Here is a 26,115-nt window from a genome sequence, read left to right on the forward strand (position 1 = left end):
GACCAAGGACCTCAAGGTACTCAAGGACCTCAGGGCGACCAAGGACCTCAAGGTACCCAAGGACCTCAGGGTGACCAAGGACCTCAAGGTACTCAAGGACCTCAGGGCGACCAAGGACCTCAAGGTACTCAAGGACCTCAGGGTGACCAAGGACCTCAAGGTACCCAAGGACCTCAGGGTGACCAAGGACCTGCCTAACTCCCAATATAAGATGAACTTCAAATGTTGTTGATTTTTGAATACTAGGACACAACAATCTCCCGCAAAGGGTACATGACCGTGGCGCTTCTTGCAAGCATGCCAGGCCATGTGCCCTTTTCTCTAGTTTTTGATAGGCTCAGGGCATAACAACAACCTTTTCCCTGCATGAAGCGATGATTTTGGCATATTGGATGCAGATGTCTAACGAATCCTGTGGATCCATCGGCCACCAGCGAATGGCTCCCGATGGAGCCAGGGAAGCGCACTTTTCCAGTTCCTCGGGTATTTGACCAACAACAATGACTTCCATATCCTTGAACCCGCTATCATTCCCCCTCTGTATTGTGCTGTATAACTGGGTGTAGTCTGGCTTTGTCCATGAATAGGGGAGCGGGAAAATAACAGAGACCCTTGCAGCGTCCTCCAAAAGGATATTTCCCGATTTTCTGGCGGGATCCTGGGGAGATGTCTGCCAGATTCGGTTGTAAGGAAGCAGTTCCGGGAGATCCAGCTCCGTTAATCTCAATCCGATCCTTTGCCGGTAACTTCGGTTCAATTCCCTGACTAGTACCTGAATCTGCTTGTTTCGGGTGAACGTTGTATTGTTCCCGTTCTCATTACGGTATTGGATGTACAGTAAATCCGGGATGTAGAGGTACCGGGTACACAGAAATGTACGCACAAGCAGATCATAGTCATCCGATACGAGAAGTTCGCTCCGATGGCCTCCGACCATATGATAACAATCCCGTGTCCATGCGCGCGGATGATTCGGCAGACCGACCAAATGACGAATGGTATTGCCGTTAATCGTTGTATGCTTTTGTACATTTTGCCATCTATCCATATCATGCAGCCATACCCGATAATAAACGCTGTACCCGTACCCACAATCCCACCCATACCAATGGGCCTTATTGCTTCCTGCATACACCTCGGAACAATCACCGTAGGCGAAGCCGCATTCCGGGTGTTGTTGAAAAGCTCTTACAATTTTCTCAAGACAATCCGGCATCAATTCATCATCGTGATCCACCTCTACCAAAATTTCACCTGTACACAATCCTGCAGCATATCTCTTGACCGAGCCGATATATCCGTTACTTGCATCCTGCCGATATCTCCGGACACGTTCATCCTCCAGTGACATCAGATACCGGCTGTAATTGTCTTCCTGATCATTTGAATCATCTACAATGACCCATTCCCAATTGCTATAGGTCTGCTTCAACAATGATTGGTAAGGCCGCTGAATTTTATCACCCGATCGGTAGCTTGCCGTGAATATGGAAATTAACGGAGTATTGGAAGAAAATTGGGACGGAGGAACGTTTTTATTCTCGGGAAGCGGATCCGTAGCTTTAAGCCAACAAAACATCAACCGAGTGGAGCTGACTTCATCAACCGAGCCGTAATGAAGCCAGCGTCTCTTCTCATGAGGTGGCAACGAGAAGAGACCCGGGAATTGTTCCCAACTCTCGCCAAGGGATACGTACACCCTTGGTTTCTGGAACAGGATCCCGGCGGGAGGCTGGTCTGCCTGATAGAGCCTCACTTTGATGTGGGCGGCTTCAAGTTCTGCTGTCAAGTTGCTGATTTCCTCTTTTGGTATCTTATCCGATACAAACAGATGTGCCATCAGCATCGGCATTTCATTTACCAACATGTTCGTCCTCCTTTACAAATTCATTGCAAAAATGACAAAAAAGAGCGCAATATGTACCAGACCTGCATCATTTATCTTCCGCGTAATATACATGTATGTGTAGTGCTGGCGAATCATTCGCTGCTTGAGAAACCGTCACAATAGCCAAGGAAACCTGCCTTCCCATTCAGGACCTAACTAACCGCCAGAAAGGTGGAATCAATATGAATTCCCCGCTCGTAAGCATTCTCATCCCGGCTTACAATCGCCCAGACACGCTGCGGATTGCACTTGAAAGCGTACTGGAACAAACCTACTCCAACCTGGAGATCATCATATGCGATGACAGCACGAACAATGAAGTCCAGAAGATGCTGATGCCTTATCTGCATGAAGATGTCCGGATTAAATACTTCAAAAACGATAAAAACCTCTATTTGGGTAACTGGCACAAGTGTTTTAATCTGGCTTCAGGCTTATTTGTCAACTATCTGATGGATGACGATGTATTCCACAAGGAAAAGATCGAAAGAATGCTTTATTATTATCAAAATTTTGAGAATATTTCTCTTGTCACTTCCTACAGGAACATCATAAATGAACAAGGTGAGATTCTTCCACCGATCTATGCATCGCGAAAATTATATGAAGAGACCCGAATCTTGGACGGTTACGATCTGGCTAACCACATGCTGAGCCGCTGCCTGAACGTGATTGGTGAACCCACCACCGTCCTGTTCCACAAAAAGGACCTGATTCACCCATTCGGAACATTTAATGGAAGGCAGTACAGCCTGCTGAACGACGTCGCCTCTTGGCTTAACCTGCTCTCCAAAGGCAAAGCAGTGTATATTGCCGATGGTCTAAGCAGTCTTCGCAAACATCAAAGTCAAAATAACCAGGAGCTGACTCGGACATCCATGACGGAATGGCTCGATATCGTGATCGCATCCCGTGATCAGGGATATCTGCATTCGGACGTCTTGTTCCGAAGCGCTCTTCATGCGTATCGACTGAGCATTCAGGGGCGTCCGCAAATCCATACGGATTTGGAACGAATCGAGGCCCTCTTGTCATCGTTAAATGGATAAGGTTGTATTCCTGCCGCCCAGGAAAGGAGACGAAACATGTATGATATCCCTTTTTTAAGACCCAAGCTCGTAAAAAAAGAAGCTTTCCTTCCCTATGTTGACTCCATAGAATCAACCCGCCTATATTCCAATTACGGTCCCCTGAACCAACAGTTCGAGCAACGGGTCATCCAAGAGAGCTTTAACGGCCAAGGATCCGCGGTAACGGTGCATAACGCTACCGTTGGCCTGATGCTGGCGATCGCTCAGAGCAAGCGCCCCGGAGGGAAGTATGCGCTGATGCCAAGTTTTACTTTTGCAGCTACGCCGCTGGCCGCGCAATGGTGCGGACTGGAGCCCTACTTCCTTGATATTGAACCCGATACATGGGAGTTAAATCGTGCTCAGCTGGAGCATGCCGTCAGGCATCTCGGAGACCAGATTGCCGTATGTGTACCCTATGCCACCTTTGGCAACGCCATGGACTTGTCACCGTATCATGATTTGGTTCAGCATGGTATTCCGGTTGTTATCGATGCGGCTGCCAGCTTCGGCACGACGGAGGCACAGACAGGAGAGCAGTTCGGCACCGGATTCCCGGGAGCCGTCGTTTTCAGTTTTCATGCGACGAAATCCTTTGCTGTGGGTGAAGGAGGGCTCGTGTACAGTGCCGATCATGATCTGATCCAGCGGGTTCGCCAGGCCGGCAATTTCGGTTTCTCCCGAAGCCGGGAATCTGTCTTTACGGGATTGAACAGCAAAATATCCGAATACACCGCTGCAATTGCCTTGGCCACGCTGGATCACTTTGGGACAGTTCAGCACAACCGCAAGTCCATCCATGAGCTTTATCTTCACGAGTTTCATCGAGCAGGCTTGCTGGAACATGGATGGTCCCTGCAAACGCTGCGGGGATCGGTTGTCCACCAGTTCATACCTATTCTCAGTCCCGCCTCTCTGGAAAACCGGAAGGTGCTTCATGGCCTCGATCAAAATTCCATTGAAGCCAGAACATACTTTTCGCCAGCATGTCACCAGCAAAAGCAGTTCAAATCGTGCCCCCATGCCAGTCTCCAAATGACCGAATATATGACAAAGCATATTGTCAGCCTGCCTTTATGGGAGGAAATGGACAGAGATCATATACGCAAAGTTGTTGGTGCCCTCACAACATTAGAAAGGGTTGAAAGCTGATGTTGAAGCTAATTGTTTGGGGGGCAGGAGGACACGCACGTGAAATTGTTTGGTTATGTGAAGAATTAAACATTAAAGTCGTCGGGCTTCTGGACGAGCGTCCACATATGAAAGGGCTAACCGTGGAGGGCCTCCCCATTCTCGGGACATTAGCTGATATCAAACTGCTGAGGGATGAAGTGGGGATTGTATGCGCAGGGGTTGGAGATCCGGCGTTGAAGCGGCGCTTTGCCCTCACAACTGCAAGTTCAGGATTTCGATTTGCCCCTCCATTAATCCACCCTAATGTCCGTTGGTCGCGGAGAAATGTGATTGGAGCAGGCAGCATGATCTTTGAAGGGGGCGTTATATCGGAACAGATCCGTATCGGACAGCATGTGATCTTGAATCGAAGCGTGAGTGTCAGCCATGATTCAGTTATCGGCGACTATGTTACGTTGGGTCCCGGGGTTTGCCTTGCAGGAAACGTGGTTATCGAAGCCGGAGCATATATTGGTATCGGAGCATCGGTCAGGGAAAAAATAAAGGTTGGGAACTGGTCCGTCGTAGGTGGCGGTGCCTTTGTGAAGGACGATATTCCTGAATACTGCATGGCCGCAGGAGTTCCTGCTGTTGTGAAAAAAAATCTATGATCTGAGAACGGTAAACTTCAGCAGCGGATCACATCCACCTTGAGATGCAACAAAATTGGAACCTTCTTCTCTCCGCAAAAAAATGCAAAGAAAGACACAATAGGGTCAGATGTACTAGTATTTTCTTGCCATGAAGCGACCTCCAAGCAGCATTATGTAGACCGAATGGTTCTATTCGTCTACATAATGTGCGCGTGAGCGTTAATATCGAATGATGCAAAATGCTGAAATAAATAAACAAGCGTTGTACAGCAGAAAAAAATTCTGCAGTGCAACGCTTGTTTATTGTAATCCTGGATTCAGATGATCGGCATCCTATTACCTCACGTTCGAGTAGTCGACGAATGCTGCAACCTTTCCCCTTTCACCCACACACCTTCTATCTCCAGCTCCGCATTCAGTAAAACGACATCTGCCTGTTTCCCTTGAGCCAGGGAACCCGTACGATGGTCGATCCCAAGCAGTCGTGCCGGGGTAAGGCTGGCCGCACGGGATGCTGCATTCAGGCTCATGCCCACTTCCTGCACCAAATAGCGGAAACCACGAATCATCGTCAGTGTACTTCCGGCCAGTGCGCCGCCGTCTTTCAATCTGGCTACGCCATCCTTTACGATCACAGGCAGGTCGCCAATCTTATATTCTCCGTCATCGAGCCCGGCAGCAGACATCGCATCAGTGATCAGTACGATCTGATCGGCAGACTGTTTGAGCTGGGCCAGAATCGAGATTGCCGCAGGGTGCACATGAATGCCATCCGCAATGATCTCAGCACTAATTCGCGGATCACTCAGCACCGCTCCCGCAGCTCCGGGATTACGATGATGCAGCGGAGTCATTGCATTGTACGTATGTACCGCATGATGCAGCCCGGCTTCAACCGCCCGCTCTACCTCTTCGTATGTGGCATCCGTGTGACCCAATGCTGCCGTAATCCGCTGCCGCCGCAGCCATGCAATGACTTCAAGTGCCCCTTCACGCTCCGGTGCCAGCGTCACTTGACGGATCAAGCCAGGATATTGTTTTTCCCATGCTTCCAGCCACGATACATTCGGAAGCACAATATGTTCCGGATTCTGCGCACCAGGCCATTTCGGACTGAAAAAAGGACCTTCCAGGTGCACGCCTTCCAGCTGTGCAAACGGCATCGGCTCGGAACGATACCGATCCACTTCAGCCAGTACCTGATCCAGTCTGTCCTTTGGAGCGGTCATGGACGTTGCAAGCATGGCGGTTGTTCCCTGCGTGCTGTGGAATGAAGTAATCTTGTCCAGCACTTCCTTATTCGCATCCATGAAATCCTCTCCATTGCCGCCATGGACATGAATATCAATGAATCCGGGGACAATAACGCCCCCATTCGGTACAGGCAAGGATACCGCCTCACGATGGATTGATGCCGGCAGCCCTTCTGGTGAGCCGGCGTACACAATTTTCCCTTCGGTCCAGGCGAGCAGGCCATCCTGCGCCAGACCGTCAGGCAGTACCATTTTACCGCGAAGAAGATAAATGGGGCTGCCGCTCTCTTTTCCCAAATGAGCTTTACTTGACTGGTTCATTTTACCAACCTCCCGGCGGCACGATCCAGCAGAACAACTACATTCGGATGGCATTGCAGCAAGGAAGCCGGGCATTGGGTTGTAATGGGTCCCATAAAGGCTTCGCGAATAATTTCTGCCTTTTCCTCGCCACGTGCGATCAGCAGAATTTGTTTGGCCTTCAGAATCGTACCTACGCCCATCGTAATTGCCTGAGCAGGAACTTCATCAATACTTTCAAAAAAACGGGCGTTCGCCTTGCGTGTCTCTTCTTTGAGATCCACCACATGGGTGCGTCCCGTCAATTCGTTCCCCGGCTCGTTGAAGCCAATGTGACCATTGTGTCCGATACCCAGCAGCTGGAGGTCTACAGGCCCACGATCATCCAGACGCTGTTCATACATGGCACATTCCTGGTCCAGATCGGATGCCTGCCCATTCGGCACATGGGTTTTGGCCAGATCGATGTCAATATGATGAAACAACTGTTCATTCATGAAACTGCGATAACTCTCCTGATGCTCCACCGGAAGCCCGACATACTCATCCAGATTGAAGGAAGAAGCCTGCGCGAAACTCACCAGCCCCTTTTGATACAAGTTAATGAGCTGTTTATATATGCCTACTGGAGAACTTCCTGTAGCAAGTCCCAGCACGGCCCTTGGTTTCGTTTGCAGCAAGCTGGCAATCAGGCCCGCACCTGTAGCATTCAGATCTTCTTCATTTTCAAAAATACGTATATTCATCTCTCAAGCACCTCCATTATGTTGAACTCGATAGGATTGTACATTGTGATACGATTGTTCCAATTTGGGAATAAAACGGTCGAAATCGGCACTCACCATGCCTGTGAACAAAATATCAATGACATGCAGCAGCGCGATGCGGGAAGCCATATCTCCCCGTCTCATGCCTTCTTCCAGCGAAGACGTGAACAGCGGAATATCTGATACTGCCGCAAGTTTGTTGTTACCATAAGAAGTAAGCGAGATCGTGGCGGCTCCCGCTTGTTTGGCACAATGCAGTGCATCGATGGTCTCCGGTGTTTCCCCCGAGTAAGATACTGCCATGGCCACATCTCCTTCACTCAGTGAGGAAGCCGAAGTAATCTGCATATGTGAATCCGAGAAGGCGGTACAGCTTTTGCCGATTCGCACAAGTTTCTGGTAGAAATCCTGTGTAACAATCGACGAAGTGGCGACACCGTACAGGTCAATGCGGCGGGCGTGGCATAATAACTGAACCGCATGTTCCAATCTGCCCAAATCCAACAATCGGGTGGTATCCGCAATGGATGCAAGATGGTTGGCTTCTATAGCCTCCACAATCTTGGACAAAGGGTTACCTGCCACGATATCCTGATAGGCTGTTTTGTCGGTCGAATGAGACAGCTCTGCCGCAAGCTTCATTTTGAAATCAGGAAAACCCTTGAAGTGGAATGATTTGCAGAAGCGGGTTACCGTAGCCGGACTGGTACCACTCTGTTGTGCGAGATGGTTAATCGTCCAGCCTGGTATATCAGACGGGGATTGCAAAATGACCTCTGCAATTCGCCTTTCCTGCGATGGAAGTCCATCCAGCTCCTGCTGTAATGCATGTATGATGGCTGCCATGAGTATTCTCCTCTGAAAATAATTTTTATATTTTTATATGAATTTAAGAAAATAATTTTTATAATTTCATTTTAATCAACCTCAATCTGCAAATCAAGGGGTTTATGCCATTATTGAAAAGAGAATTTGCTGTGAAGCACAGCGGAGGCCGGAACTATTATGCCCTATAAGCAATTGACTGGAAACGTGGCGGAAGATTAAGCTGGGAAGGCTGGGACCGCCTCGAAAATTTGCTGCAGTTTCACATACCGGTCAGGCGAAAAGCGGGAAGTCGGAAATCCGTTTCGCAACCAGCCGCCAAAATCGCCAAAAAAGCACTCTGCCTTCATCTGGATGAAACCGGGTACGAGGAGTTGGAGCAGCTCTTTTACCTACCTTTTTCGAAGGGAAAATGGAGATCATTTATTCGAGAGAATAACTTGATGTAGAAAGTTCATTTCTTTTCAGGATATAAAAAAGCCTTCCCCTTCTTCTTGTTCAAGAATAGAGGAAGACTTTGAAATAAATTCAATGCAGGTTCAATAAATTCCATTCCTTTAATTTAATCATATAAATTCTGGCTCAACTCGTCTAAATCAATAATTCACTCCAAACCGTCATATCGTTTCAAAAAGTCACTGGCCAGGCTGCTTTCTGTCATCAATACAACCGATCGATTTTCCAGCTCTTCGGCCTCATCATCGTCAGTTATGGATATGAAGAACGTAATGTCTGCCTTGGATTGCCCGTACGTGCTCACTTCCTTCATCCTTGAGTAACTATGCTATAATACAAATACTACATCCAAGCGAGGTGAAGCCGATGAAATGGGGAGAGATCACTGAATTGCATCCAGGTCGTTTTGTAGTGGTTGAAGCAATCAAAGCAAGCTCCAGCAACCGTATACGTCAGTTAGAGGATATGGCGGTCATTCAGGATTACGATAATCCGCAAGAAGCATGGAGTGGCTATAAAGAGTTGCACAAGCTCCACCCGACACGTGAGTTGTATGTATTCCATACGAGCAGAAACGACGTTGAAGCTGTAGAGGAATTTTTCTCAGGAGTACGGCAGCGTACATGAAAATACAACTTCAGCATGGTTTACCTATCGTTTCCTTAACCTTGACCCAAAATGATCAAACCATCGTATTGCACAACGTTCTATTTGATACAGGCTGTGCGGCACCGTTTTTGATACCGATAAACTCGCTGAATTAGGTATCCACATTGATTTTATAAATGGAAGAGCAAAGCGAATGTATGGAGTGGGGGGAACGAGCGAAATTTGCTATGAACAACAGATTCCCGACCTTAGCATTGAGCATGTTGCTTTGAGAGATTTCCCAATTCAACTTGGTTCAATTCAAGAACCTTATGGCTTTGACGGTATTGTTAGCATTGATTTTATGATTAGAGCCTCCTGTAAAGTCGACTTTGAATTAATGGATATTCAATTGTCAACATAAGCCAAGTGATAACTTTTGGATGGTTATCATTATATGGCTTATTTTTGTATTGCCAGCTCTCTATCCCGGAACAGTCGATTATCCCATTTGAATAAGCTATAGTCCAATAGCATAAAAGCCTTGCCCCATTCTTCATGATAAAGAATAGAGAAAGGCTTTCATGCTGCTTCAACTTCCTAACTGTTATTCGCGTCAAATCTTCAGTTCTCCGAGCTTAATCAGCTCTACAACTGCTTGCGAACGACCCTTAACATTGAGTTTCTGCATCACATTCGAAATATGGTTACGCACCGTTTTCTCGCTGATGAATAACTGCCCTGCGATGTCACGCGTCGTTTTGTCCTGAACCAGCAATTCGAATACTTCGCGTTCACGGTGGGTCAACAAAAATTTGCTTTTATGATCGATACCCTTCAATGTTCACCCCTCCTTGCTCGGGTTGTGTTGGTGTAACAAGGTTAAGGGGATACAGTCAACTCATCTTATGTCAGGTCAAGGGCGATGGTTCAGTTTTATGAAAAAAATGGGCAGTCATTTTGTTGGTTATAGGTATAGGATGAGCAGTTCGTGTTATGTAACCTGAGCATGCTGCAAAATTCAGTTTGTTAAAAGTAAATATGCCTTTGCCACTGATGCTGCCATCTGCGCAAAGGCATATTTGTTCATCTATTTTCTACCGACCATTATTAGGATTCATGATGCCATCATTGTTATTATTACGGTTCATTATGCCATCAGTATTGTTGTTGCGGTTGCGGTTCGTCATCCCATCACCAAGGATACCATCACGGCGCTGATTCATCGAATTGGTTGGGAAAATGCGCTCAACCATCGATTGAAATGTATCAATCATGCCGCTAACCGGCTTTCCGTTACGAATATCGTCGGCATATGTCTGCACATGATCAACGAAATCCGGATTGGCGGATACATAGACATTCTCCACATTCGGAGCAAATTGCTTGATTTTTGCAGCAACTTTGCCTTTGATCTCTTCGGACGTGTTGTCATCCGAGTTGTCCTGGCGCTGCCCAGCGTTCTGTCCCTCACTCTGCATACCATAGCGGCCATCACTCATCGTGCGGTCTCTGCCCGTATTCGTCAACCCGCGCATCATGCCGATTGTTCCGGTACCCATGGTTCCATAAATGCTGCGGTCGTTCCCCATATGACTGCGGTCCGTAGCCGAACCTGTGTTCAACCCGGGAGCGATACCACTAGTCGTGTAGGGAGACCTGGTTCCATCGCCGGCATGTACACGCATACCACCCATATCCTGATTCAAACTCTCACTGCGCATGGTTCCGCTCGCACGATTACGCATCGTACCATTCATCGTGCTGTTCTGACTACCTCTGCCGTTTCCATTAGCTTGACTATCCATCTTGCCAGCGTGACCGTCTGTCAAGCGGACGGCAACATAAGCGTTATGGTCTGTTAACAGGACATTGGCCGACTTGATTTCTTTCATTTCGGTAATTCGCTTCGCCAGTTCATCACTGGATTTCAGGTCAGTGACATTGTGCATACGATAACTTTTGGCACGAATTCCATCCATTCCATTGGTCTCCACACCATAACGATTGAGCCCTCTAACTTCCTGGCCCGCATTATTGGTTTGCAAATTGTTGTTATCCCGGCCATCACCACAACCTGTTAATCCGGCCATTACAAAAATTGCTGTAGACAGTGATAAGCTGATTGCTTTCGCCTTTTTGGCTGCTGGCATGTCTCATCCTCCAATGTGTATGGTTTAGGTCACAACGTTAGGATGCGCTTCTGGTTTCTCCGATATGCTGAAAGGATTTGGTACCCGAGCCTGCAAAAATCAACAGAAAAAAGCGGTGCTTGCACCTATACGTGCTGCACCGCTTTTCTATAAACAGACAAATTTTCCGTATCCCTATCTAACCGCATTTCCGCGCCTACTCGGCAGATGATGTGGAATCTTCGCCTTTGTCTTCCGTTGATGTATCTGACGCCTTCAGCGTATCCGGGAAGTTTTCCGCATCCTGCAGGGTATCTGCCTGAAGGGCGTATGCCCACTGACCGTCTGGTGTGATCACATAGATCAGATCCGGTTCGGATGAAAGGGTAAGCCCTCGATAAACGTCTGTTACCGTCTCTCCATTTACAGTCTGCTCTACAGAAAGTGTAAACCGAGGCACTGTATCTTCCAGTTCCGAAGCTTTACGGACATCGTCCGCAGTAGACAAGTTTTTAATTTTGCCAATAAGAGATACAGCATCTGTGGATTCAATCGGTTCACCATTCAGCGTCCATGTCCGCTCGGTGGCACCGTCCTCCGCAGCAGACTTCAGCATCCAGGTTGCTGCTTCGCCTTCCCATTCCAGGGAGGTGACATTCGTTTCATCGAGATTAAACGGCGTCGTATCCAGCAGATCACGTCGTGTCAGCTCCATATTGCCAATCGTTTCCGACTGAACAGCAACGACAGGGCCGGAATCCACCTGCACATAACGTGCGTCATCTGCAGGTAATTGCCCACCGATCGTCAAAGTGATTGTACGGTTATCCTTCAGTTTGATATCCAGACGTGTCGCATTCGAACCCAGACCATATTTCTCAAGATCAGTCGGTGTCTCTTCCACAACCAGTTCCTGATCTGCCCCGCTTAGAGCTTCAAGCCAGCTGCTGATTGTATAACCGTTAAGCGGGTATGCCTTGGGCTCCACCATGCTCCACACGCCATCTTTCAGTTCCAATTGCGCTGATGAAGAGGGAGAAGCCTCTGCTTCCGTCGTGTCTGTTCTCGGGTCATGGATGGTAATGGACTGTATGTCTTCAGACTGAATGCCGAGCAACTTGACCTTCTCTGCTTCCTCTTCGCGAAAATAATTCTGATTGGCCGCATAAACCCAGCCACCAATCAGTACCAATACGACCAGAACTGTCGGGACCCATTTTTTCATACGCGTCTGCGCCTCCACCATAAGATCACACCTATGATAACAAAGATGAGCGGGAAGCCCACAATGGCAGCGAAGAAAATCGTTCTGGCCTGCGTACCATCCAGGTAGGCTACTTCATAACCAGCCTGCACACGTGGACGAATCGTCACTCCATCCTCTTTTTCACTTAAATAATTGACGGTATTCAAAATAAAGTCACGGTTCCCGCCATTGCCAATTTCCGAATCCTGCATGAAAATGGATGACCCCAAAATTACGGCTTTGGGTTTGCCATCGGTCGTATCCGCTGCATATCCCAGTTCAACGGGACCCTGAATATCCTGATCCGGATCATTTGCAGTTTCATTTTGCAGCAAACCTGCAATATTCGTTTCGCCATAACTATCATTCGAAGAATGGATCAAAGGCGACAGGGTATACTTTTCCTGCTCCTTGCTCGTCAGGGCAATGGACAGGGATAACATCGGGTACAGTTTGTTATCCGACAGTTTGTCGGTAATGGCATGCGTGCCATACTCCGGCACGACCCATAACGGCCCCATCGTGCTGGCCTGCTGGTTGTCCACCATGACGGCATGCTCATCCACAACGCCATAATCAGCCATAAGGGTATCAATGTTTTTCCAGCTGGATTTCATATCCTCCACAAAACCAAGGGACATCATGAGCTTGCCCCCATTGCTCAAATAGATTCGAATCGCTTTTAATTCCGCATCACTGATGTCACGCTGGGGTCCGATGATGGCAAGTACATCTGCATCTTCCGGAACAACTCCTGCCTGACTCAGCTGCAGCTCTTCTGTTGTGATGTTGTTCTGCTCTAAGGATGATCGCAGTGTTGTCAGTTGATCCAGACCCAGTTCCTCATGCCCTGTCAGGAACACCATTTTCTTCATTTCGGTAGAGGACAAATTCATCAAAGCCTGTGTTAACTTTTCCTCCCCCGTAAACTGGTATGACCCATCACTTCCATCCCCAACTGCTGTGAACAGACTGGCAATATCAACGACTTTGTACTGATCTCCCCGTTCCAGGACGATCGAACTTCCTGTAATGCCGTACTTCGAAGCAAGCGTCGGTTCTTGGGTAAGATTAAATTGTTCCATCTTCAGCTTGCTGTTCCGTTTGGTATACTCCTGAACCATGTCAGTCACTTCGCGGTTCAAGACGGTATTATTAGCATTTTCAACCGTTAATACCTTAATGCTGACATCATCTTTCACATTTTTGATCGCGGTGAGAGACTGGTCCGATAAGGTGTATTGTTTGTTTGATGTCAGATCCAGCTGGAATCCGCCAAGTGAATTCAGAAACAGCGTAAGCAAAATAAATATGCCGATGACCGCTACAGACAACACGGTACTGTTAGTATGACTTAACCATTTCTTCATCTTCTCACCTCCACCGCTTCCGTTCCACGATTTGAATGCTGAGTAGCAGGAATACGCCTGACAGCGTCACATAATACAAGATATCCGGACCACTGAGCACCCCCTTCGTGAAGCTGTCAAACCGGTTCGTCAGTGCAAATGGATCAAGCCATTGCTGTAAAGTGGATCCGGTATTGCCTGCAAATGAATCAAGCATCCACAATACGAGCAAAATAATGAAACCAGCTACCGCAGATACCATCTGATGCTGGGATAGCGTTGATGCAAACAATCCAATTGCCATCATGCTTCCGCCTAAGAAAAAGAGCCCCAGCGCCGACAGCCATACAGAGGTCAAGTCCAAGTCTCCAAAGAATGACATGATGAACGGATAGACCAGACTGCACAAGATAAGCACCAACAGAATGGCCAGCGAGGCCAGATACTTACCAAATATCACTTCCGTCACCCGAGCCGGCGAGGTCAGCAGCAGCTCATCCGTTCCCTGCCTGAACTCTTCTGCAACCAGTCTCATGGTCAATAAAGGCACCACAAACAGCAGCATGGATAAGGTATCACCCAGAACCAGACGATAATCCACGATACTTGGCTGGTAATATACAAAACTGGAGTAGAACAATAAACTTGTCATCAATACATAAACCGCGAAGGCGAAATACGACGTTGGTGACAGAAAATACGCCTGAAGTTCCTTGTTACAAATAGCCATCATTCGTCTCATTTGGATTCCTCCTCTGCAGGGGAAACCGCCGATTCTTCATTCATGTCATTTACATCGGATGACTCAGCGTCTGTTTCCGTTGTAGTCAACTTCAGGAAGATCTGCTCCAGACTGAGATTTTCCTTTCTCATCTCCAGAATGGGCAATCCAGCTCCTGACAATAGGTAAAAGAGCTCTTCCCGGAAATCGTCTGGCGATTCTCCGGTAAGCAGCATTCTGACCGTTTCTTGCTGCCCTGTGCTGCTTTTTCCGTCCGATGGTTCAATGACTTCACTCCGCACCTTCTCCCAAGGTGCCAGCAAGTTATGTAATTGCTGCTCTGTTGCCTTAACTTCAATGAATACCTTAAACTGGTCACCCATTGATGAACCGAAGTGTTGTGGTGAACCGTCGAGTACAAGCTGTCCCTGATTAATGATCAACATGCGATTGCATAGCGTGCTTACTTCAGGCAAAATATGCGTGCTTAGCAGCACGGTGTGATTTTCGCCGAGCTCCCGGATCAAATCACGAATCTCAATAATCTGGTTCGGGTCCAGTCCTGATGTGGGTTCATCAAGTACGAGCAAATCAGGCTTATGAATGATGGCTCCTGCCAGTCCAAGACGCTGTTTATATCCCTTGGATAATCCGCGCACCAATTGTTTCTCCCGTGCTTGAAGACCCAGCCTGCTCACCATCTCACTGACCCGCAGTTTGATTTCACGTGCCGGAACATCTCTAAGATTGGCGACAAATTTCAGATAGGACTGCACCGTCATATCCGGATATAGCGGTGGGGTTTCCGGAAGATAACCGATCTTGGAACGAACGGTCCTTCCTTGATCATGCACCGATTGGCCATCCACCGCGATTGAACCCGTGGTAGGCTGCAGGTAACCGGTTATCATGCGCATTGTTGTTGTTTTGCCGGCACCATTGGGTCCCAGAAAACCAACAATCTCACCGCGCTCCATTGTGAAATCCAGTTGATGCACGCCGTGCCGTCCATCATACACTTTGCTGACCTGTTTCACTTCGAGCACATTATTCATCCTTTCCCGTTAAAATACCCGTGTGCCATCAAACGATTCAGATGGTCAACACGGGAAGTTCCTTGTATCTTACGGGTTGTATCCTAAACCCAGCTTAATGACACTTAAAAGAAAGATTAAAAATTTGTGTCTAAAATGTGAACAACATAGGTTTCACCCACACCCTGTGCATTGGGGCAACGTACCATACAATACAGGAGTCAGCATTTTGCATCATTCGATTCCACTCGCTCCAGGTACAATATATAGCCGAATAGGACCATTTCGATCTATATACTGAAGATTGGAAGTCGCTTATTGGATTTATGCAAAATGCTCAGGAGTATGAGTTCCTGCACAAAAGTCAGAGGGTGAACCGTGTGAAAGTATTATTCACGTTTTTTGTACCAAGCGGTGGCGTGGATACCTTGAACCGATTGCGGACAGCCGTTCTGCAACGTCATGGCATTGAAGCGCATGTATTATATCTCTACACAGGCTCGGGATTGCAGAACAACAGCGGCACTCCGGTCTTCACCGCATCCAGTGATGAGGAAATTCGTTTTTTGATTCACAGTCAGCGTTATGACGCCATCATTGTGACCTCCGACATTAGCATGCCTGGCCGATTGAGAGGACTCGGATATACGGGACGAATTATCTTCGAAGCCCAAGGTCTCGGAACGCGGGATCAGGCTCTGGAAACAATCCAGATGGCAATCCCTTACCTCCAGGCCCACTGTGATGCTGCTGTTCTGCCTCCTACCGATCACTTGCTGGATATGTTTATTCATATCTGTCCTTGGCTGCACCGGTTTGTTATCCCCAATATGCTGGACACCGATACATTTGCTCCACTCGCTGTGGACACTCCACCCTACCCGGTTCTGGCCTGGGTTGGACGGCTGGAACACAACAAAAATTGGCGTGAATACTTGAGCATATCCAGTAAAATCATAAAAAAAATCCCAAAAGCCAGACTATGGCTGTTTCACGATCCCAGCTTGGCCAATCCCGAAGACGAAGTGATGTTCCGTCACATGCTGGCTGAATACGGACTGGAGGATCGCATTGGCATTTTCATCAATGTTCCTCACTCCCAGATGCCTGCATTTTACTCCATGATTGCAGCCTCCGGTGGAATTATGCTCTCCACATCCCTTCTTGAAGGCTTTGGATATGCGGTCGCAGAAGCCATCAGTTGTGGTTGCCCGGTACTCAGCACTGATTCGGATGGCGTACGGTCTTTTATCACACATAACAAGACGGGAAAATTTTATCCTCAGGGCAACGTAAAGGCAGCAGCAGCTGAAGCAGTCGAACTCATACGCAACAAAAAATTACGTGAATCTATCCGCGCACAGGGCAGAGAGCACATGACTGCCTCATTCTCACCAGATCGGTATGCTGTTTCCTTTCGGGAAATGATGACAGCCCTAAGCATCTTCTCATGATCACCGCAAAAAAGGCAGTTCAGGAATCCTGAACTGCCTTAGGTTGGTTTAGTATATTTATTTTTTCTAGTCTGCCAGCTTAATCATCTGATGCTCGGAGAGCACACCCAGCGTCTGCCCACAAGCACTTCGGCAGTATACCCGCACCGCCAGATGATAGGGCCTGCTTTTATTGCTGATGATTCGCAGTTGCCACATGAACGGTGAAACGTTCAGGTCATAAATGATGTGGTTACGGCTGCTACCGGTCGACTCTGCTCCAATATGAAAGATATGTCGATACAACTCTCCACAGGTTGGGCTGATCCCGCCGACATATACATCCGCCCCGTCATCACCTACGAATGCAACCTCTACATCTACGTACTTAATCGGAACAGCAGTTTGAAGCATGCCCTCATGTACTTCCATTACATATGCACCCACATTGCGCCTCCTTCTGCTTTGTACGACCTGTATGTATTTTATGCAGTCTCTCATCCTATGCCAGTTGCATACACCCATTTTTGACAGATGTACCTCCCTGCCCGGCCTTCAGCACAGCTTCTTTCATAGAATACAAGGATAGCAGAACCGCCTGTGCAGGCCGTGACAAGGAGGTACTTATGAAAGTTCTGCTCGTTACCTACTGGGAGCTTACACATATGGGAGGCATATGGACCTATGTAAAACAGCTCGCTGACAGGTTGATTGCACTTGGCGTCGAGGTCGATATTATGGGAACAAACGGTGCGAAAAATGAAGTCTATATACGCAACCTGAATCGGACATTTTCCAAGGATAACGTTTGGCCCATGCTGCAAGCCAAGCTCAATCCCACCGATCTGCCACAATTCACAGCTGACCCTCTTCTGGCGTACTACGAACTGAACCGATATGCATTTGAAATGGCTGCTGCCTATCTGGGTGTAGATCAGTACGATATCATTCACGCACAGGATCCCGTTGCAGCTGTGGCGATGAAACGAATTCTGAAGAATAACACCCCCATGGTAACCAGCTATCACGGGGCACTCGCACGCGAAGCTTTTTACGATGCACAGAATTCCAACCCGCAGGTCACACTCCCTGCGTATTTACAATCCAAACGAGGGCGTTATTTCCTCTCATTGGAGCAACGGAGCGCTGCACAATCCGAGCTGATTCTGGTCTCCAGCCGCTGGATCAAGAGTACACTGACATCACTGCAGGTTCCTGAAGAGAAATTCCGCCTTATTCCTTATGCTGTCGACCTTCCTGCCTACCGTGCCCAGGCAGCGGTCCGGTTCCGTCAGCGCCCGCCGGCAAATAAAAAGGTCATTGCCTTCACAGGCCGGCTGGAGTTTATCAAGGGCGTTCATGTACTGATAAAGGCTCTGGCCAGCCTGAAGCATATGCGCTCCGATTGGGTCTGCTGGATTGCGGGAGAGGGGAATCTAATGGAGGATCTGCGTTCCCAGGCCAATGATCTTGGCATCAGAGACGACATTGTATTTTGGGGCAAGTTGGACAACATTCCTTCGTTCCTGCGCCGTGCCGACATTTATGTTCAACCCAGCCTGCAGGATACGCAGCCCTTCTCGGTAACGGAAGCCCAGCTTGCCGGACTTCCTGTTATTGTAAGTGGCACGGCAGGCATGCCAGAGATGGTCGAGCCTGCACATACCGGTTGGGTCGTTCCGCCCCAGGATGTAGATTCCCTGAGCGCACTCTTGAATGCCCTTTTGCAGGATGATGCCACCCGTAAACGGGTAGGTGCACAGGCCAAGGCCTGGGCGGAACAGCATCGCTCCCTTGAGGAGATGGGCTTGCGAACGTTACAGGTTTACCAAGAAGCGATTCAAAAAGGAGGTCATCGGCTATGACACTGCTTGTACCGAGTGATCTATACAATGGGTGGTTCTCCGTCCCTGTCTCGACGGCACATATTGAAGTGGACTACGCGATTATGAATGCTTTAGTACAGAAGCTGCCCCAAGAGTACACTTTGCCTGACCCGGAAGCCATGGCTATTATGAGCTCCAATGATTGATCTATGTTCAAGATACACGTGACATGTAGAGGGCTGAACTGGACCTACTTGTAACAATAATACGGATCATCCTGGCCCTCTTGGTACAAGAGGGTTATTTCCATTGAAGGCGATAAAATGAAGAAAAAGAACATGTCAACTGACCCCATCACACGGGATGGCCAGATGGCATGCTCTCTGTTCTACTCTATTTAAGATGAGGTCATTCATTCCATCGTTCCAACTGTTACTGCCAATAACCGCCGACCTGAAGCAAATTAAGCAGAATCGGCCGATGTTTGGCCTGAACCAGTTCCATCTCCGCTTTCAGTGCCTCAAAGTGTCTTTTGGTTCCCATCGAATCATGAACCCGATAACACATCAGAGGCTCATTGAAATAGAACAGTTCATAGACCGGAAACAGTCTTAGCCACATCTCATAGTCATGAGTATAACGGAACTTGGTGTCAAACAAGCCGAACTTATGAAATGCATCCATCTCCAGCATCACGGTGCAGCCGTTAATGGGACAACCTTCCATCAGCACCTGCAGCATCTCCAGACGGCTGCCTACTTCCGGCTGCACCGTATCCATCCATTCACTGTTTGCATTCACATAGTGGTAGGCCCCATGACAGAACGAAGCCTTTACGTTGAGCATAAATTTCAGTTGCTTCTCCACACGGTCCAGCAGCATCACATCATCGGAGCTGAGCCAGACGAAATAGTCCCCCGACGCCCGCTTGATTCCTTCATTCAATGCTGTGGCCGTTCCACCATTCTTTTTCCGAATATATGTGATGCGCTCCATGAACGGCTCCAGCTTCTCCACATACTGCGTAGAGTCGTCATCCACCACAATGACCTCGATATGAGGATATGTCTGGTTCAGAGCACTGTGAACAGCCTGCTCAATATAAGCACAATTGTAAAACGGAATGACAATTGAAACTTTAGGCTCCATCCGGGCCTCCCCTTTCTCCGCCTGTCTCTGCAAAAACTGTTCCCCTTATCATATGAGGACCCGGCCTTCAGTTCGCGGGCATTTGTGATAGAAAATAAATACAGAGGGCATTATGGGCATCTTACATCCCATAACCCCTCCGTCAGAGTTACTCCATCTCTTTAACCACCCATAGCCGCAATTCGCTGCAGCAAAGGTTCCCGATATCTGGACCAGACCATGGAGGCCTCCTTGCCGATGGTCTCTGCATGACGCACCGACCCCATCCCGCCGTGCCAACGGTATGCCGTAAGAGGTTCATTCAGGTATGGAAAGCGATGCCCGTTCAGCAGAATGCGCAGCCAGAGATCCAGATCATGAGTATAAGGCAGCAGCTCATCGAAGAGACCTACAGCACCAAACAAATCCTTGCGGATCATGACGGTACAACCATTGACGGGATTGCCACTTACGAAGCGACGCAGCCATTCGATCTCGGACATCGGTTCCGCTCCGCCATGCAGCTTGGTAACCGCGGAATGTTCATTAATGTAATGAAAGTTGGTATGTGAGGCAAGCACATTTTCCCGCTGCATGAACTCCACCTGATAACGAATTTTATCCGGATAGAGGAAATCATCCGAGCTAAGCCAGACCACATAATCTCCGGACGCATGTCGGATACCGTGATTAAGAGCCGAGGCTGTGCCGCCATTGCTCTTGCCAAGAACATAGATTTGGGGCAGGTATGGCTGGAGAAGCTCCGCATGACTAGTGGAGCCATCGTCCACCACAATGATTTCTACGTTGGTGTACGTCTGGTTTATTGCGCTCTGAACCGCCTGCGGCACGTAAGGACAATTGTAGAATGGAATGACAACCGACACTTTTGGATTCATTCAGCATTTCCTCCTTGCTGCCTGCGTACATCGCTTAGAATGTCCTGGAGAGATTGAGCAAACGGAATCTGGGGCTTCCATCCCAGCTTGCGCAGCAGCGATAGCTCCTCCTCCTTGCCAGCCCCATCTGGACCTGAAGAAGCTCCATCCCAGCGGACTGGCACTTCTGCCTCCGTCATGGAGAGCAAGGTATCGGCGATTTCACCCAGACTGCGTTCCGTTCCCGAAACAACCGGATAAACGGTCCCCGTGGTCCCATGCACAAGAAGCGTGGCATAGGCTCTGACCGCATCCCGTACATCCAGAAAATCTCGTGTATTATCCCGCCCGGATAGACGAAAAGCCTCGCTTTTGCCCTCAAGTTCACAGGCAGCAACATGCCGTGCGAGCAGCGAACAGATGCCTGTGGAGGGGCCGGCACCGATCAGATTTCCCGGCTCAGCCAGCATGATCTGCTGACCAAACAGGGACATCCAAGACAAGGACACCATCTCCTCCAGCGCTTTGCTGAGACTGTAAGGGTGCGGCGGCTCGGGGTTTCGGCCCGGTTCAGCCGTGTATTTCAAGCGGGAACCTACAATGACGGTCCGTGCGGACGGACAGCTCCGGAGAGCATCCAGCAAATACAGCACAGCCATCACATTGGTCTCCAGTACAAGCAGCGGATCCGACCAGGAGTACGGGACCGAATTTTTGCCCGCGAGATGCAGCACATAATCCGGCTGCACCTCGTCAATCAGATGACGTACCTGCTGTTTGTCGTTAAGGTCACAGACATGCACGGCAACGCCTTCGCCAAACGAATGCACGCCTGCTCGCCTCACCACGGCTGCAACCTTGGCACCAACGCTCGTAAAATAGGTCACAGCGTGCCGTCCGGTAAAACCGGAGGCACCCGTAATCAGCACTTTCTTGCCAGTCAGCTCTGCTCCATCCATAATGCCAGCTCCTTCAGCATCGTAGAATAATCCGGAAGGTCTGTCTTCACATCCTCGCGTGTGGAAACGAGAGTGCGATCCTGCACAAGACTGTCATCAGGCACAATATTCACATCCTGCTTGTTCCAGGTCTGCTGGAAAAGAAGCAGCAGATCGTGTTTGCTGACAGGTGCAGGATGTGCCAGATGGATCAGGCCACTGACGGGTGACGCCAGATAATGATCCACCCATTTTGCCAGTTCAAGTGTAGTCACTCCATTCCAGAAAACGCGCGTATACCCGCCCACTTCACCCGTGCGGGACATAAACCAATGCATCAGACCAATCCCGCCCTTCCGGATTTCCGGTCCAATAATGGAGGTACGGATCGTCAGGTGTCCCGGGTCATGAACTTCGCCCAGTGCCTTGGTAATGGCGTAAGCTGACGTTCCATCCGTGACATCGTTCTCCGTATACGAGCCACGATCCCCGCTGAAGACACAGTCCGTGCTGATGTGTATCAGTCGGGCACCGATCGTATCGGCCACCCTCCGCAAACGATGCGGAAGGAAGCCGTTAATGTGATACGCGGTAATTTTATCTTCATCTGCGAAGCTGTTCAGCACACCTACCGCGTTAACGATAACATCCGGGTGCACAGCTTCCACCAGCCGATCCACCATATAACTGTCGTTCACATCCAGCAGCAGACCATTCGGGTCGGACACGTCCCGGGTGGTGTAGAAGACACTGTGCACGCCTTGACGGCGGAAATAGTCGACCATAACATGGCCGGCCATTCCGTTTCCACCAAGTATCAGGAGCTTCATGACAGAAATCCTCCGCGTTTCAAAATGTCGCGAATCTCCTCTTTCGTCATCAACTGATGTTCAGAACTGAAGCTGCTAAAAGAAACAGGAGGGCAGTTGGTGTAATGTTTCACGCAGTCCCGGTATACCCAGTGTAGGGAGAATGACCAGGTACTGTTCGTCGTACACAACGGTTGTCATACTTTCGAATTCACTCATCAGAATTTCATGGATTTTCTCACCTGGCCGGGTGCCGCGCTCCACAATGGCCACGTTCTCCACACCGGAATCTTCAATCAGCACTTCTGCAAGGTCCACAATTTTGCACGTAGGCATCGTCATGACAAAAATCTCACCGCCTACACTCTCCACGGAAGCCTTGAACAGTAACGTGATTGCATCTTTCAATGTAAGGAAGAAACGGGTCATGTTCATGTCCGTGATGGACACTTGACCTTTCTGGCGGATCTGGTTTTTGAAGAGATGCACAACGCTGCCGTTGGTACCGAGTACATTTCCACCGCGCACCGTCACAAACCGGGTGTTGCTGTGCAGCAGATTCGCATATACGATTAATTTCTCGCCGATCGCCTTGGTCATGCCATAGAAGTTGGATGGGTTAGCCGCCTTGTCGGTCGAGATGTAGATCACTTTTTCAACCTGATTCTCAATGGCAGCCTCGATCACGTTCTGAGTTCCAATCACGTTGGTTTTGAGCGCTTCATAAGGCTGATCTTCACATACAGGTACGTGTTTGAGCGCCGCCAGATGGAAGACATAATCCACTTGCTGGCAAGCAGCGGTTAATGCTTCCTTATCGCGAATATCACCAATGCGGAAATGAAGACGAGGGTCCTCGAACTCGCGGCTCATCGCCACCTGGCTTGATTCATTACGGGAGTAAACGATAATTTCCTTCGGCTGCTGAGGCAGCAGCTGAGCCACAAGTTCATACCCCCATGATCCAGTACCGCCTGTCACGAGAATGCGTTTATTTTCAAACATTTATTTTCCCTCCAAGCAGAAATTTGACCACTTTACTGGATACATCCGTTGCTTTGTAACCCTGCGGGCACTCCCAGTCATTTGCCATCTCTGTCATGACCTTCACACATCCCGCAATACGGGATGCATCGAGACCGGAGACTACGTTGCTGCCGCAGTCCACCGTTTCCGGACGTTCGGTTGTCCGCCGCATGGTCACTGTGGGTACACCCATGATGCAGCATTCTTCCTGAACGGTACCGCTGTCCGTCAGTGCACAGCGCGCATGACGCTCCAGCATGACGAAGTCAAAAAATCCGAACGGCTCGTGAAATTCCACGAGGGGGTGCATCTCCAGCTGCAAATGCTCTGCAATCCGGATGGCCGTGCGGGGGTGAATGCTGCAGATCACCCGGAGGCCATGTTCCTCCGCAACCTGGTTCAGACCTTTCATAATCTCCATCAGATGAGGTGGATGATCCACATTTTCTGCCCGGTGGGCTGTGACCAAAAAGTACTGGCCGGACTTCAGCTTCAGCTTTTTCAGGATTTTGCTGGCATTCACCTGTGCGTCATAATGGCGCATCACTTCATAGATGGGATTACCGGTCAGCACTATTCGCCGGCTGGGCACACCTTCACTGACCAGATGCTTTTTGCTCTGTTCGGTGTATGGCATGTTAATAGTCGATATGGCATCAATGACCCTGCGATTTTTCTCTTCAGGCACATCCAGATCGAAGCATCGATTGCCTGCTTCCATATGAACGACGGGAATGCCCATGCGTTCAGCCAGCACAGCACACAGTGCGCTGTTGGTATCACCGAGCAGCAGCACTTTATCCGGCTTTTCCTGAAGCAGCAGGTCTTCCATCTGTGTGTACATGGAGGATAACTGGCGGCCCAGCGTGGCCGCTTCGTCCTGAAGGACGTAGTCTGGCGCACGCAGGCCCATCTCCTTGAAAAACTGACCGCTGAGACTTTCCGTGAAGTTCTGTCCTGTGTGCACAAGAATATGCTTGGACGCGTACTGGTCCAGCTTGGAAATGATCAGGCTGAGCCGAATAATCTCCGGTCTCGTGCCCAGCACCGTCATGATCTTCATCGTAATCCCTGCCTTCATCGTGTATTGGAACCTTTCCGGCGCGCCCGGCGCCTTGACTTGGCAGACGTACGCTTGCGAGCCGTTGGTTTCGCCCTGTACAGATGCTTTCTCTTTTTATGAGTTGCCTTCCGGATTCGCTTTTTTGCTCTTGTTTTCCGTTTGCCAATCCGGCTGGCGGTATGCTTTTGAACCACATCAGCGGGTACAGGATCGCCGATGGCAAGCGGCGGAAGTGGGGAGATGGGTAATGCCTGAATCACGGACAGGGGGAACAAAAGTGCTCTGACTGCCCCTGGATTCAATGCAAGTACGGTACGTAATCCCCCTTCTCCCCAGGTGTACACCGGGCCATTCGGTGCCTGAATGTAAGGGAACCAACCGGGGAACCGCAGTAACCACTGTGTCACCATCGTATGCATGCCGGACCTGTAGGTTTCGATTCCAAACAATCGTTCCGCTTCTGCCCGCCCCCGCCAGGCGATATCGGACGCCAGCTCCGAGTCGTTCAGCAATGTTGTCGCCAAGGCGGCAAGTGCATTACTGTCCCCCGGTGGAGCAAGAAATCCTCCACTGCCTACCGTTTCAAGCAATTCCGACAACCCACCCTGGGCAAAGGCAATAACCGGTTTGGCAAAATAAATGCCTTCCAGCGCGGTCATGCCAAAGCCTTCTTTCACCATGCTCGGAATAACCACCATATCCATTGCCGTATACGCAAGAGATACATTTTCTTCAAAAGTCGTAAAGGTGAATCTGCGGGAATATCCTGACTTTTTCACTCGTGCCACGCATTCGTCATAATACTTTTTATCTGCTGGCGCACCAATGATCCAAAACCTGGCTCGTGAATGGGTTTCACACAGCTGCAGAGCCATGTCAACAAAAGGCTTGAGTCCCTTGGCATCATATATAAAAGAAGAGATATAGCCGATACAGACATGCGAGGACCTGAAGCCGAGCTCCTTGCGCTTGCGTTCACGCAAATGCAACCAGCGGTCCGGGGCAGGCAGTGACGGATCCCAGGTTGGAGGGAGAACCGTCAGCTTCCCGGTCATGCCCGCATGTTTGAAAGGTGCAACAGCGGTTTCGGATATGCCGATAATCCAGTCCGAATACCGGTTTATCATCTGTACAGCCTCGTCGGTATGATCATTGATTTGGATAATCTCCGTAATCTTCCAGATCACCGGAATCTGCAGGTCTTTGGCTGCTACAGCAGGCATTACATTCACACAGGTATTGGTTAATACCAGCGCAGGCGAGGTTTCCCTGATCAGGGAAACCACATCCTGGTAAGCCGGTGTGTGGCGAAGCAGTTCCGCATCATTTGCAATGCCCTGGTAGGGTGTGTACACACCGTGAAGCATCGGCAGAGAGCAGATTTTGACCTGTATGCCGAATCTCCGCGCAAGTCCGGCCAGTTTGCCTTCCTGCGGGGCAACAAGCACGCAGTCGAAGATGGAGCCCATTTCCCTCATAAAATGGAGCAGAAGTTTCTCCGCTCCCGTTATACTCCGGGTATTGCACACATGGGAAAACAACATCAGTTTCGGTTTAGTCGCCATGGCTGCACGGACCACTGCATGAACATTATGCAGGGCTCTGTGCACACCTCCTCC

Annotated in this window: 27 protein-coding genes and 1 pseudogene; 9 read left to right on the forward strand and 19 right to left on the reverse strand. The window is 49.2% G+C overall.

What is annotated here, in order from left to right; genetic code table 11:
• On the forward strand, positions 1 to 232 hold a 232-nt coding region (locus tag HP552_RS07570), incomplete at its 5' end, for a hypothetical protein (protein ID WP_217506354.1).
• A 105-nt stretch (positions 233 to 337) separates the two neighbouring features.
• Here HP552_RS07570 and HP552_RS07575 read toward each other — a convergent pair.
• A complete protein-coding gene (locus tag HP552_RS07575) occupies positions 338 to 1,867 on the reverse strand; it encodes a glycosyltransferase (RefSeq protein ID WP_175394951.1) in 1,530 nt (509 codons plus the stop codon).
• 203 nt (positions 1,868 to 2,070) lie between these two features.
• On the opposite strand from HP552_RS07575, the gene HP552_RS07580 reads away from it, so the two are divergent.
• The 3 genes from HP552_RS07580 to HP552_RS07590 are packed head-to-tail and all read left to right on the forward strand — an operon-like array spanning position 2,071 to position 4,742.
• Positions 2,071 to 2,937, forward strand: a complete 867-nt coding sequence (locus HP552_RS07580) for a glycosyltransferase family 2 protein (protein ID WP_175394952.1) — start codon at positions 2,071 to 2,073, stop codon at positions 2,935 to 2,937.
• 36 nt (positions 2,938 to 2,973) lie between these two features.
• Positions 2,974 to 4,110 (forward strand): DegT/DnrJ/EryC1/StrS family aminotransferase, encoded by a 1,137-nt coding sequence (locus tag HP552_RS07585; protein ID WP_175394953.1) that lies wholly within the window; start codon positions 2,974 to 2,976, stop codon positions 4,108 to 4,110.
• Positions 4,110 to 4,742, forward strand: a complete 633-nt coding sequence (locus tag HP552_RS07590) for an acetyltransferase (RefSeq protein WP_175394954.1) — start codon at positions 4,110 to 4,112, stop codon at positions 4,740 to 4,742. Before HP552_RS07585 ends, HP552_RS07590 begins: the two co-directional genes overlap by 1 nt.
• Before the next feature lie 323 nt (positions 4,743 to 5,065).
• Here HP552_RS07590 and nagA read toward each other — a convergent pair whose 3' ends face one another.
• The 4 genes from nagA to HP552_RS07610 form a co-directional block, all read right to left on the reverse strand.
• Positions 5,066 to 6,298, reverse strand: a complete 1,233-nt coding sequence (gene nagA / locus HP552_RS07595) for an N-acetylglucosamine-6-phosphate deacetylase (protein WP_175394955.1) — start codon at positions 6,296 to 6,298, stop codon at positions 5,066 to 5,068.
• The gene (nagB, locus tag HP552_RS07600) at positions 6,295 to 7,023 is read right to left on the reverse strand and encodes a glucosamine-6-phosphate deaminase (protein WP_175394956.1); all 729 of its coding nucleotides are present in this window, start codon (positions 7,021 to 7,023) and stop codon (positions 6,295 to 6,297) included. Before nagB ends, nagA begins: the two co-directional genes overlap by 4 nt.
• 3 nt (positions 7,024 to 7,026) lie before the next feature.
• Positions 7,027 to 7,890, reverse strand: coding sequence for a MurR/RpiR family transcriptional regulator (locus tag HP552_RS07605; RefSeq protein WP_175394957.1), 864 nt, complete (start codon positions 7,888 to 7,890; stop codon positions 7,027 to 7,029).
• Between the two features lie 583 nt (positions 7,891 to 8,473).
• Complete coding sequence (locus HP552_RS07610) at positions 8,474 to 8,629, reverse strand: hypothetical protein (RefSeq protein WP_175394958.1); 156 nt, start codon at positions 8,627 to 8,629, stop codon at positions 8,474 to 8,476.
• Positions 8,630 to 8,691: 62 nt separating this feature from the next.
• Between HP552_RS07610 and HP552_RS07615 the strand changes: the two genes are divergently transcribed.
• The gene (locus HP552_RS07615) at positions 8,692 to 8,952 is read left to right on the forward strand and encodes a hypothetical protein (RefSeq protein ID WP_175394959.1); all 261 of its coding nucleotides are present in this window, start codon (positions 8,692 to 8,694) and stop codon (positions 8,950 to 8,952) included.
• A 175-nt stretch (positions 8,953 to 9,127) separates the two neighbouring features.
• The gene (locus tag HP552_RS34880; protein WP_246310796.1) at positions 9,128 to 9,337 is read left to right on the forward strand and encodes a hypothetical protein; all 210 of its coding nucleotides are present in this window, start codon (positions 9,128 to 9,130) and stop codon (positions 9,335 to 9,337) included.
• A 192-nt stretch (positions 9,338 to 9,529) separates the two neighbouring features.
• On the opposite strand, the gene HP552_RS07625 is transcribed toward HP552_RS34880, so the two are convergent.
• The 6 genes from HP552_RS07625 to HP552_RS07650 form a co-directional block, all read right to left on the reverse strand.
• Positions 9,530 to 9,754 carry a helix-turn-helix domain-containing protein gene (locus HP552_RS07625; protein ID WP_017692532.1) on the reverse strand — a complete coding sequence of 75 codons (225 nt, stop codon included), beginning with the start codon at positions 9,752 to 9,754 and terminating at the stop codon, positions 9,530 to 9,532.
• 256 nt (positions 9,755 to 10,010) lie between these two features.
• Positions 10,011 to 11,066, reverse strand: coding sequence for a YhcN/YlaJ family sporulation lipoprotein (locus HP552_RS07630; RefSeq protein WP_175394960.1), 1,056 nt, complete (start codon positions 11,064 to 11,066; stop codon positions 10,011 to 10,013).
• 196 nt (positions 11,067 to 11,262) lie between these two features.
• Positions 11,263 to 12,270, reverse strand: a complete 1,008-nt coding sequence (locus HP552_RS07635; RefSeq protein WP_175394961.1) for a DUF4340 domain-containing protein — start codon at positions 12,268 to 12,270, stop codon at positions 11,263 to 11,265.
• On the reverse strand, positions 12,267 to 13,661 hold the full coding sequence (locus HP552_RS07640) for a GldG family protein (RefSeq protein ID WP_175394962.1): 1,395 nt from the start codon (positions 13,659 to 13,661) through the stop codon (positions 12,267 to 12,269). Before HP552_RS07640 ends, HP552_RS07635 begins: the two co-directional genes overlap by 4 nt.
• Before the next feature lie 4 nt (positions 13,662 to 13,665).
• A complete protein-coding gene (locus HP552_RS07645; RefSeq protein WP_175394963.1) occupies positions 13,666 to 14,382 on the reverse strand; it encodes an ABC transporter permease subunit in 717 nt (238 codons plus the stop codon).
• Positions 14,379 to 15,407 carry an ABC transporter ATP-binding protein gene (locus tag HP552_RS07650; RefSeq protein WP_312884231.1) on the reverse strand — a complete coding sequence of 343 codons (1,029 nt, stop codon included), beginning with the start codon at positions 15,405 to 15,407 and terminating at the stop codon, positions 14,379 to 14,381. The genes HP552_RS07645 and HP552_RS07650 overlap by 4 nt, the downstream gene beginning before the upstream one ends.
• Positions 15,408 to 15,775: 368 nt before the next feature.
• Here HP552_RS07650 and HP552_RS07655 point away from each other — a divergent pair, with 368 nt between their 5' ends.
• A complete protein-coding gene (locus HP552_RS07655) occupies positions 15,776 to 16,849 on the forward strand; it encodes a glycosyltransferase family 4 protein (RefSeq protein WP_312884232.1) in 1,074 nt (357 codons plus the stop codon).
• 66 nt (positions 16,850 to 16,915) lie between these two features.
• Here HP552_RS07655 and HP552_RS07660 read toward each other — a convergent pair whose 3' ends face one another.
• The gene (locus HP552_RS07660) at positions 16,916 to 17,275 is read right to left on the reverse strand and encodes a hypothetical protein (RefSeq protein ID WP_175394966.1); all 360 of its coding nucleotides are present in this window, start codon (positions 17,273 to 17,275) and stop codon (positions 16,916 to 16,918) included.
• Positions 17,276 to 17,454: 179 nt separating this feature from the next.
• Here HP552_RS07660 and HP552_RS07665 point away from each other — a divergent pair, with 179 nt between their 5' ends.
• Both HP552_RS07665 and HP552_RS07670 read left to right on the forward strand, forming a co-directional pair.
• A complete protein-coding gene (locus HP552_RS07665; RefSeq protein ID WP_175394967.1) occupies positions 17,455 to 18,693 on the forward strand; it encodes a glycosyltransferase family 4 protein in 1,239 nt (412 codons plus the stop codon).
• Positions 18,690 to 18,860, forward strand: a complete 171-nt coding sequence (locus HP552_RS07670) for a hypothetical protein (protein WP_175394968.1) — start codon at positions 18,690 to 18,692, stop codon at positions 18,858 to 18,860. The genes HP552_RS07665 and HP552_RS07670 overlap by 4 nt, the downstream gene beginning before the upstream one ends.
• A 226-nt stretch (positions 18,861 to 19,086) precedes the next feature.
• On the opposite strand, the gene HP552_RS07675 is transcribed toward HP552_RS07670, so the two are convergent.
• The 7 genes and pseudogenes from HP552_RS07675 to HP552_RS07705 form a co-directional block, all read right to left on the reverse strand.
• On the reverse strand, positions 19,087 to 19,803 hold the full coding sequence (locus HP552_RS07675; RefSeq protein ID WP_175394969.1) for a glycosyltransferase: 717 nt from the start codon (positions 19,801 to 19,803) through the stop codon (positions 19,087 to 19,089).
• A 161-nt stretch (positions 19,804 to 19,964) separates the two neighbouring features.
• Positions 19,965 to 20,681: a glycosyltransferase gene (locus HP552_RS07680; RefSeq protein ID WP_175394970.1), complete on the reverse strand. Its 717-nt coding sequence runs from the start codon at positions 20,679 to 20,681 to the stop codon at positions 19,965 to 19,967.
• Positions 20,678 to 21,619 (reverse strand): NAD-dependent epimerase/dehydratase family protein, encoded by a 942-nt coding sequence (locus HP552_RS07685; RefSeq protein WP_175394971.1) that lies wholly within the window; start codon positions 21,617 to 21,619, stop codon positions 20,678 to 20,680. The genes HP552_RS07680 and HP552_RS07685 overlap by 4 nt, the downstream gene beginning before the upstream one ends.
• On the reverse strand, positions 21,601 to 22,428 hold the full coding sequence (locus HP552_RS07690; RefSeq protein WP_175394972.1) for a dTDP-4-dehydrorhamnose reductase family protein: 828 nt from the start codon (positions 22,426 to 22,428) through the stop codon (positions 21,601 to 21,603). The genes HP552_RS07685 and HP552_RS07690 overlap by 19 nt, the downstream gene beginning before the upstream one ends.
• A pseudogene (locus HP552_RS07695) lies at positions 22,425 to 23,412 on the reverse strand (polysaccharide biosynthesis protein). The gene HP552_RS07690 and the pseudogene HP552_RS07695 overlap by 4 nt, the downstream one beginning before the upstream one ends.
• Positions 23,405 to 24,496, reverse strand: a complete 1,092-nt coding sequence (gene wecB, locus HP552_RS07700; protein WP_175394973.1) for a non-hydrolyzing UDP-N-acetylglucosamine 2-epimerase — start codon at positions 24,494 to 24,496, stop codon at positions 23,405 to 23,407. The pseudogene HP552_RS07695 and the gene wecB overlap by 8 nt, the downstream one beginning before the upstream one ends.
• 14 nt (positions 24,497 to 24,510) lie before the next feature.
• A complete protein-coding gene (locus HP552_RS07705) occupies positions 24,511 to 26,106 on the reverse strand; it encodes a glycosyltransferase family 4 protein (protein ID WP_312884233.1) in 1,596 nt (531 codons plus the stop codon).
• Positions 26,107 to 26,115: the final 9 nt, after the last annotated feature.

This window comes from Paenibacillus xylanilyticus (assembly GCF_013359935.1).
Lineage (GTDB): Bacteria > Bacillota > Bacilli > Paenibacillales > Paenibacillaceae > Paenibacillus > Paenibacillus xylanilyticus.

What these genes read in the sequence shown, in the direction of transcription:
- wecB (WP_175394973.1), bottom strand. Translation starts at nt 24,496, where the DNA reads ATGAAGATCATGACGGTGCTGGGCACGAGACCGGAGATTATTCGGCTC.
- HP552_RS07615 (WP_175394959.1), top strand. Translation starts at nt 8,692, where the DNA reads ATGAAATGGGGAGAGATCACTGAATTGCATCCAGGTCGTTTTGTAGTG.
- HP552_RS07645 (WP_175394963.1), bottom strand. Translation starts at nt 14,382, where the DNA reads ATGAGACGAATGATGGCTATTTGTAACAAGGAACTTCAGGCGTATTTT.
- nagA (WP_175394955.1), bottom strand. Translation starts at nt 6,298, where the DNA reads ATGAACCAGTCAAGTAAAGCTCATTTGGGAAAAGAGAGCGGCAGCCCC.
- HP552_RS07640 (WP_175394962.1), bottom strand. Translation starts at nt 13,661, where the DNA reads ATGAAGAAATGGTTAAGTCATACTAACAGTACCGTGTTGTCTGTAGCG.
- nagB (WP_175394956.1), bottom strand. Translation starts at nt 7,023, where the DNA reads ATGAATATACGTATTTTTGAAAATGAAGAAGATCTGAATGCTACAGGT.
- HP552_RS07675 (WP_175394969.1), bottom strand. Translation starts at nt 19,803, where the DNA reads ATGGAGCCTAAAGTTTCAATTGTCATTCCGTTTTACAATTGTGCTTAT.
- HP552_RS07685 (WP_175394971.1), bottom strand. Translation starts at nt 21,619, where the DNA reads ATGGATGGAGCAGAGCTGACTGGCAAGAAAGTGCTGATTACGGGTGCC.
- HP552_RS07575 (WP_175394951.1), bottom strand. Translation starts at nt 1,867, where the DNA reads ATGTTGGTAAATGAAATGCCGATGCTGATGGCACATCTGTTTGTATCG.
- HP552_RS07585 (WP_175394953.1), top strand. Translation starts at nt 2,974, where the DNA reads ATGTATGATATCCCTTTTTTAAGACCCAAGCTCGTAAAAAAAGAAGCT.
- HP552_RS07630 (WP_175394960.1), bottom strand. Translation starts at nt 11,066, where the DNA reads ATGCCAGCAGCCAAAAAGGCGAAAGCAATCAGCTTATCACTGTCTACA.
- HP552_RS07635 (WP_175394961.1), bottom strand. Translation starts at nt 12,270, where the DNA reads ATGAAAAAATGGGTCCCGACAGTTCTGGTCGTATTGGTACTGATTGGT.
- HP552_RS07690 (WP_175394972.1), bottom strand. Translation starts at nt 22,428, where the DNA reads ATGAAGCTCCTGATACTTGGTGGAAACGGAATGGCCGGCCATGTTATG.
- HP552_RS07680 (WP_175394970.1), bottom strand. Translation starts at nt 20,681, where the DNA reads ATGAATCCAAAAGTGTCGGTTGTCATTCCATTCTACAATTGTCCTTAC.
- HP552_RS07665 (WP_175394967.1), top strand. Translation starts at nt 17,455, where the DNA reads ATGAAAGTTCTGCTCGTTACCTACTGGGAGCTTACACATATGGGAGGC.
- HP552_RS07670 (WP_175394968.1), top strand. Translation starts at nt 18,690, where the DNA reads ATGACACTGCTTGTACCGAGTGATCTATACAATGGGTGGTTCTCCGTC.
- HP552_RS07590 (WP_175394954.1), top strand. Translation starts at nt 4,110, where the DNA reads ATGTTGAAGCTAATTGTTTGGGGGGCAGGAGGACACGCACGTGAAATT.
- HP552_RS07605 (WP_175394957.1), bottom strand. Translation starts at nt 7,890, where the DNA reads ATGGCAGCCATCATACATGCATTACAGCAGGAGCTGGATGGACTTCCA.
- HP552_RS07580 (WP_175394952.1), top strand. Translation starts at nt 2,071, where the DNA reads ATGAATTCCCCGCTCGTAAGCATTCTCATCCCGGCTTACAATCGCCCA.
- HP552_RS34880 (WP_246310796.1), top strand. Translation starts at nt 9,128, where the DNA reads ATGTATGGAGTGGGGGGAACGAGCGAAATTTGCTATGAACAACAGATT.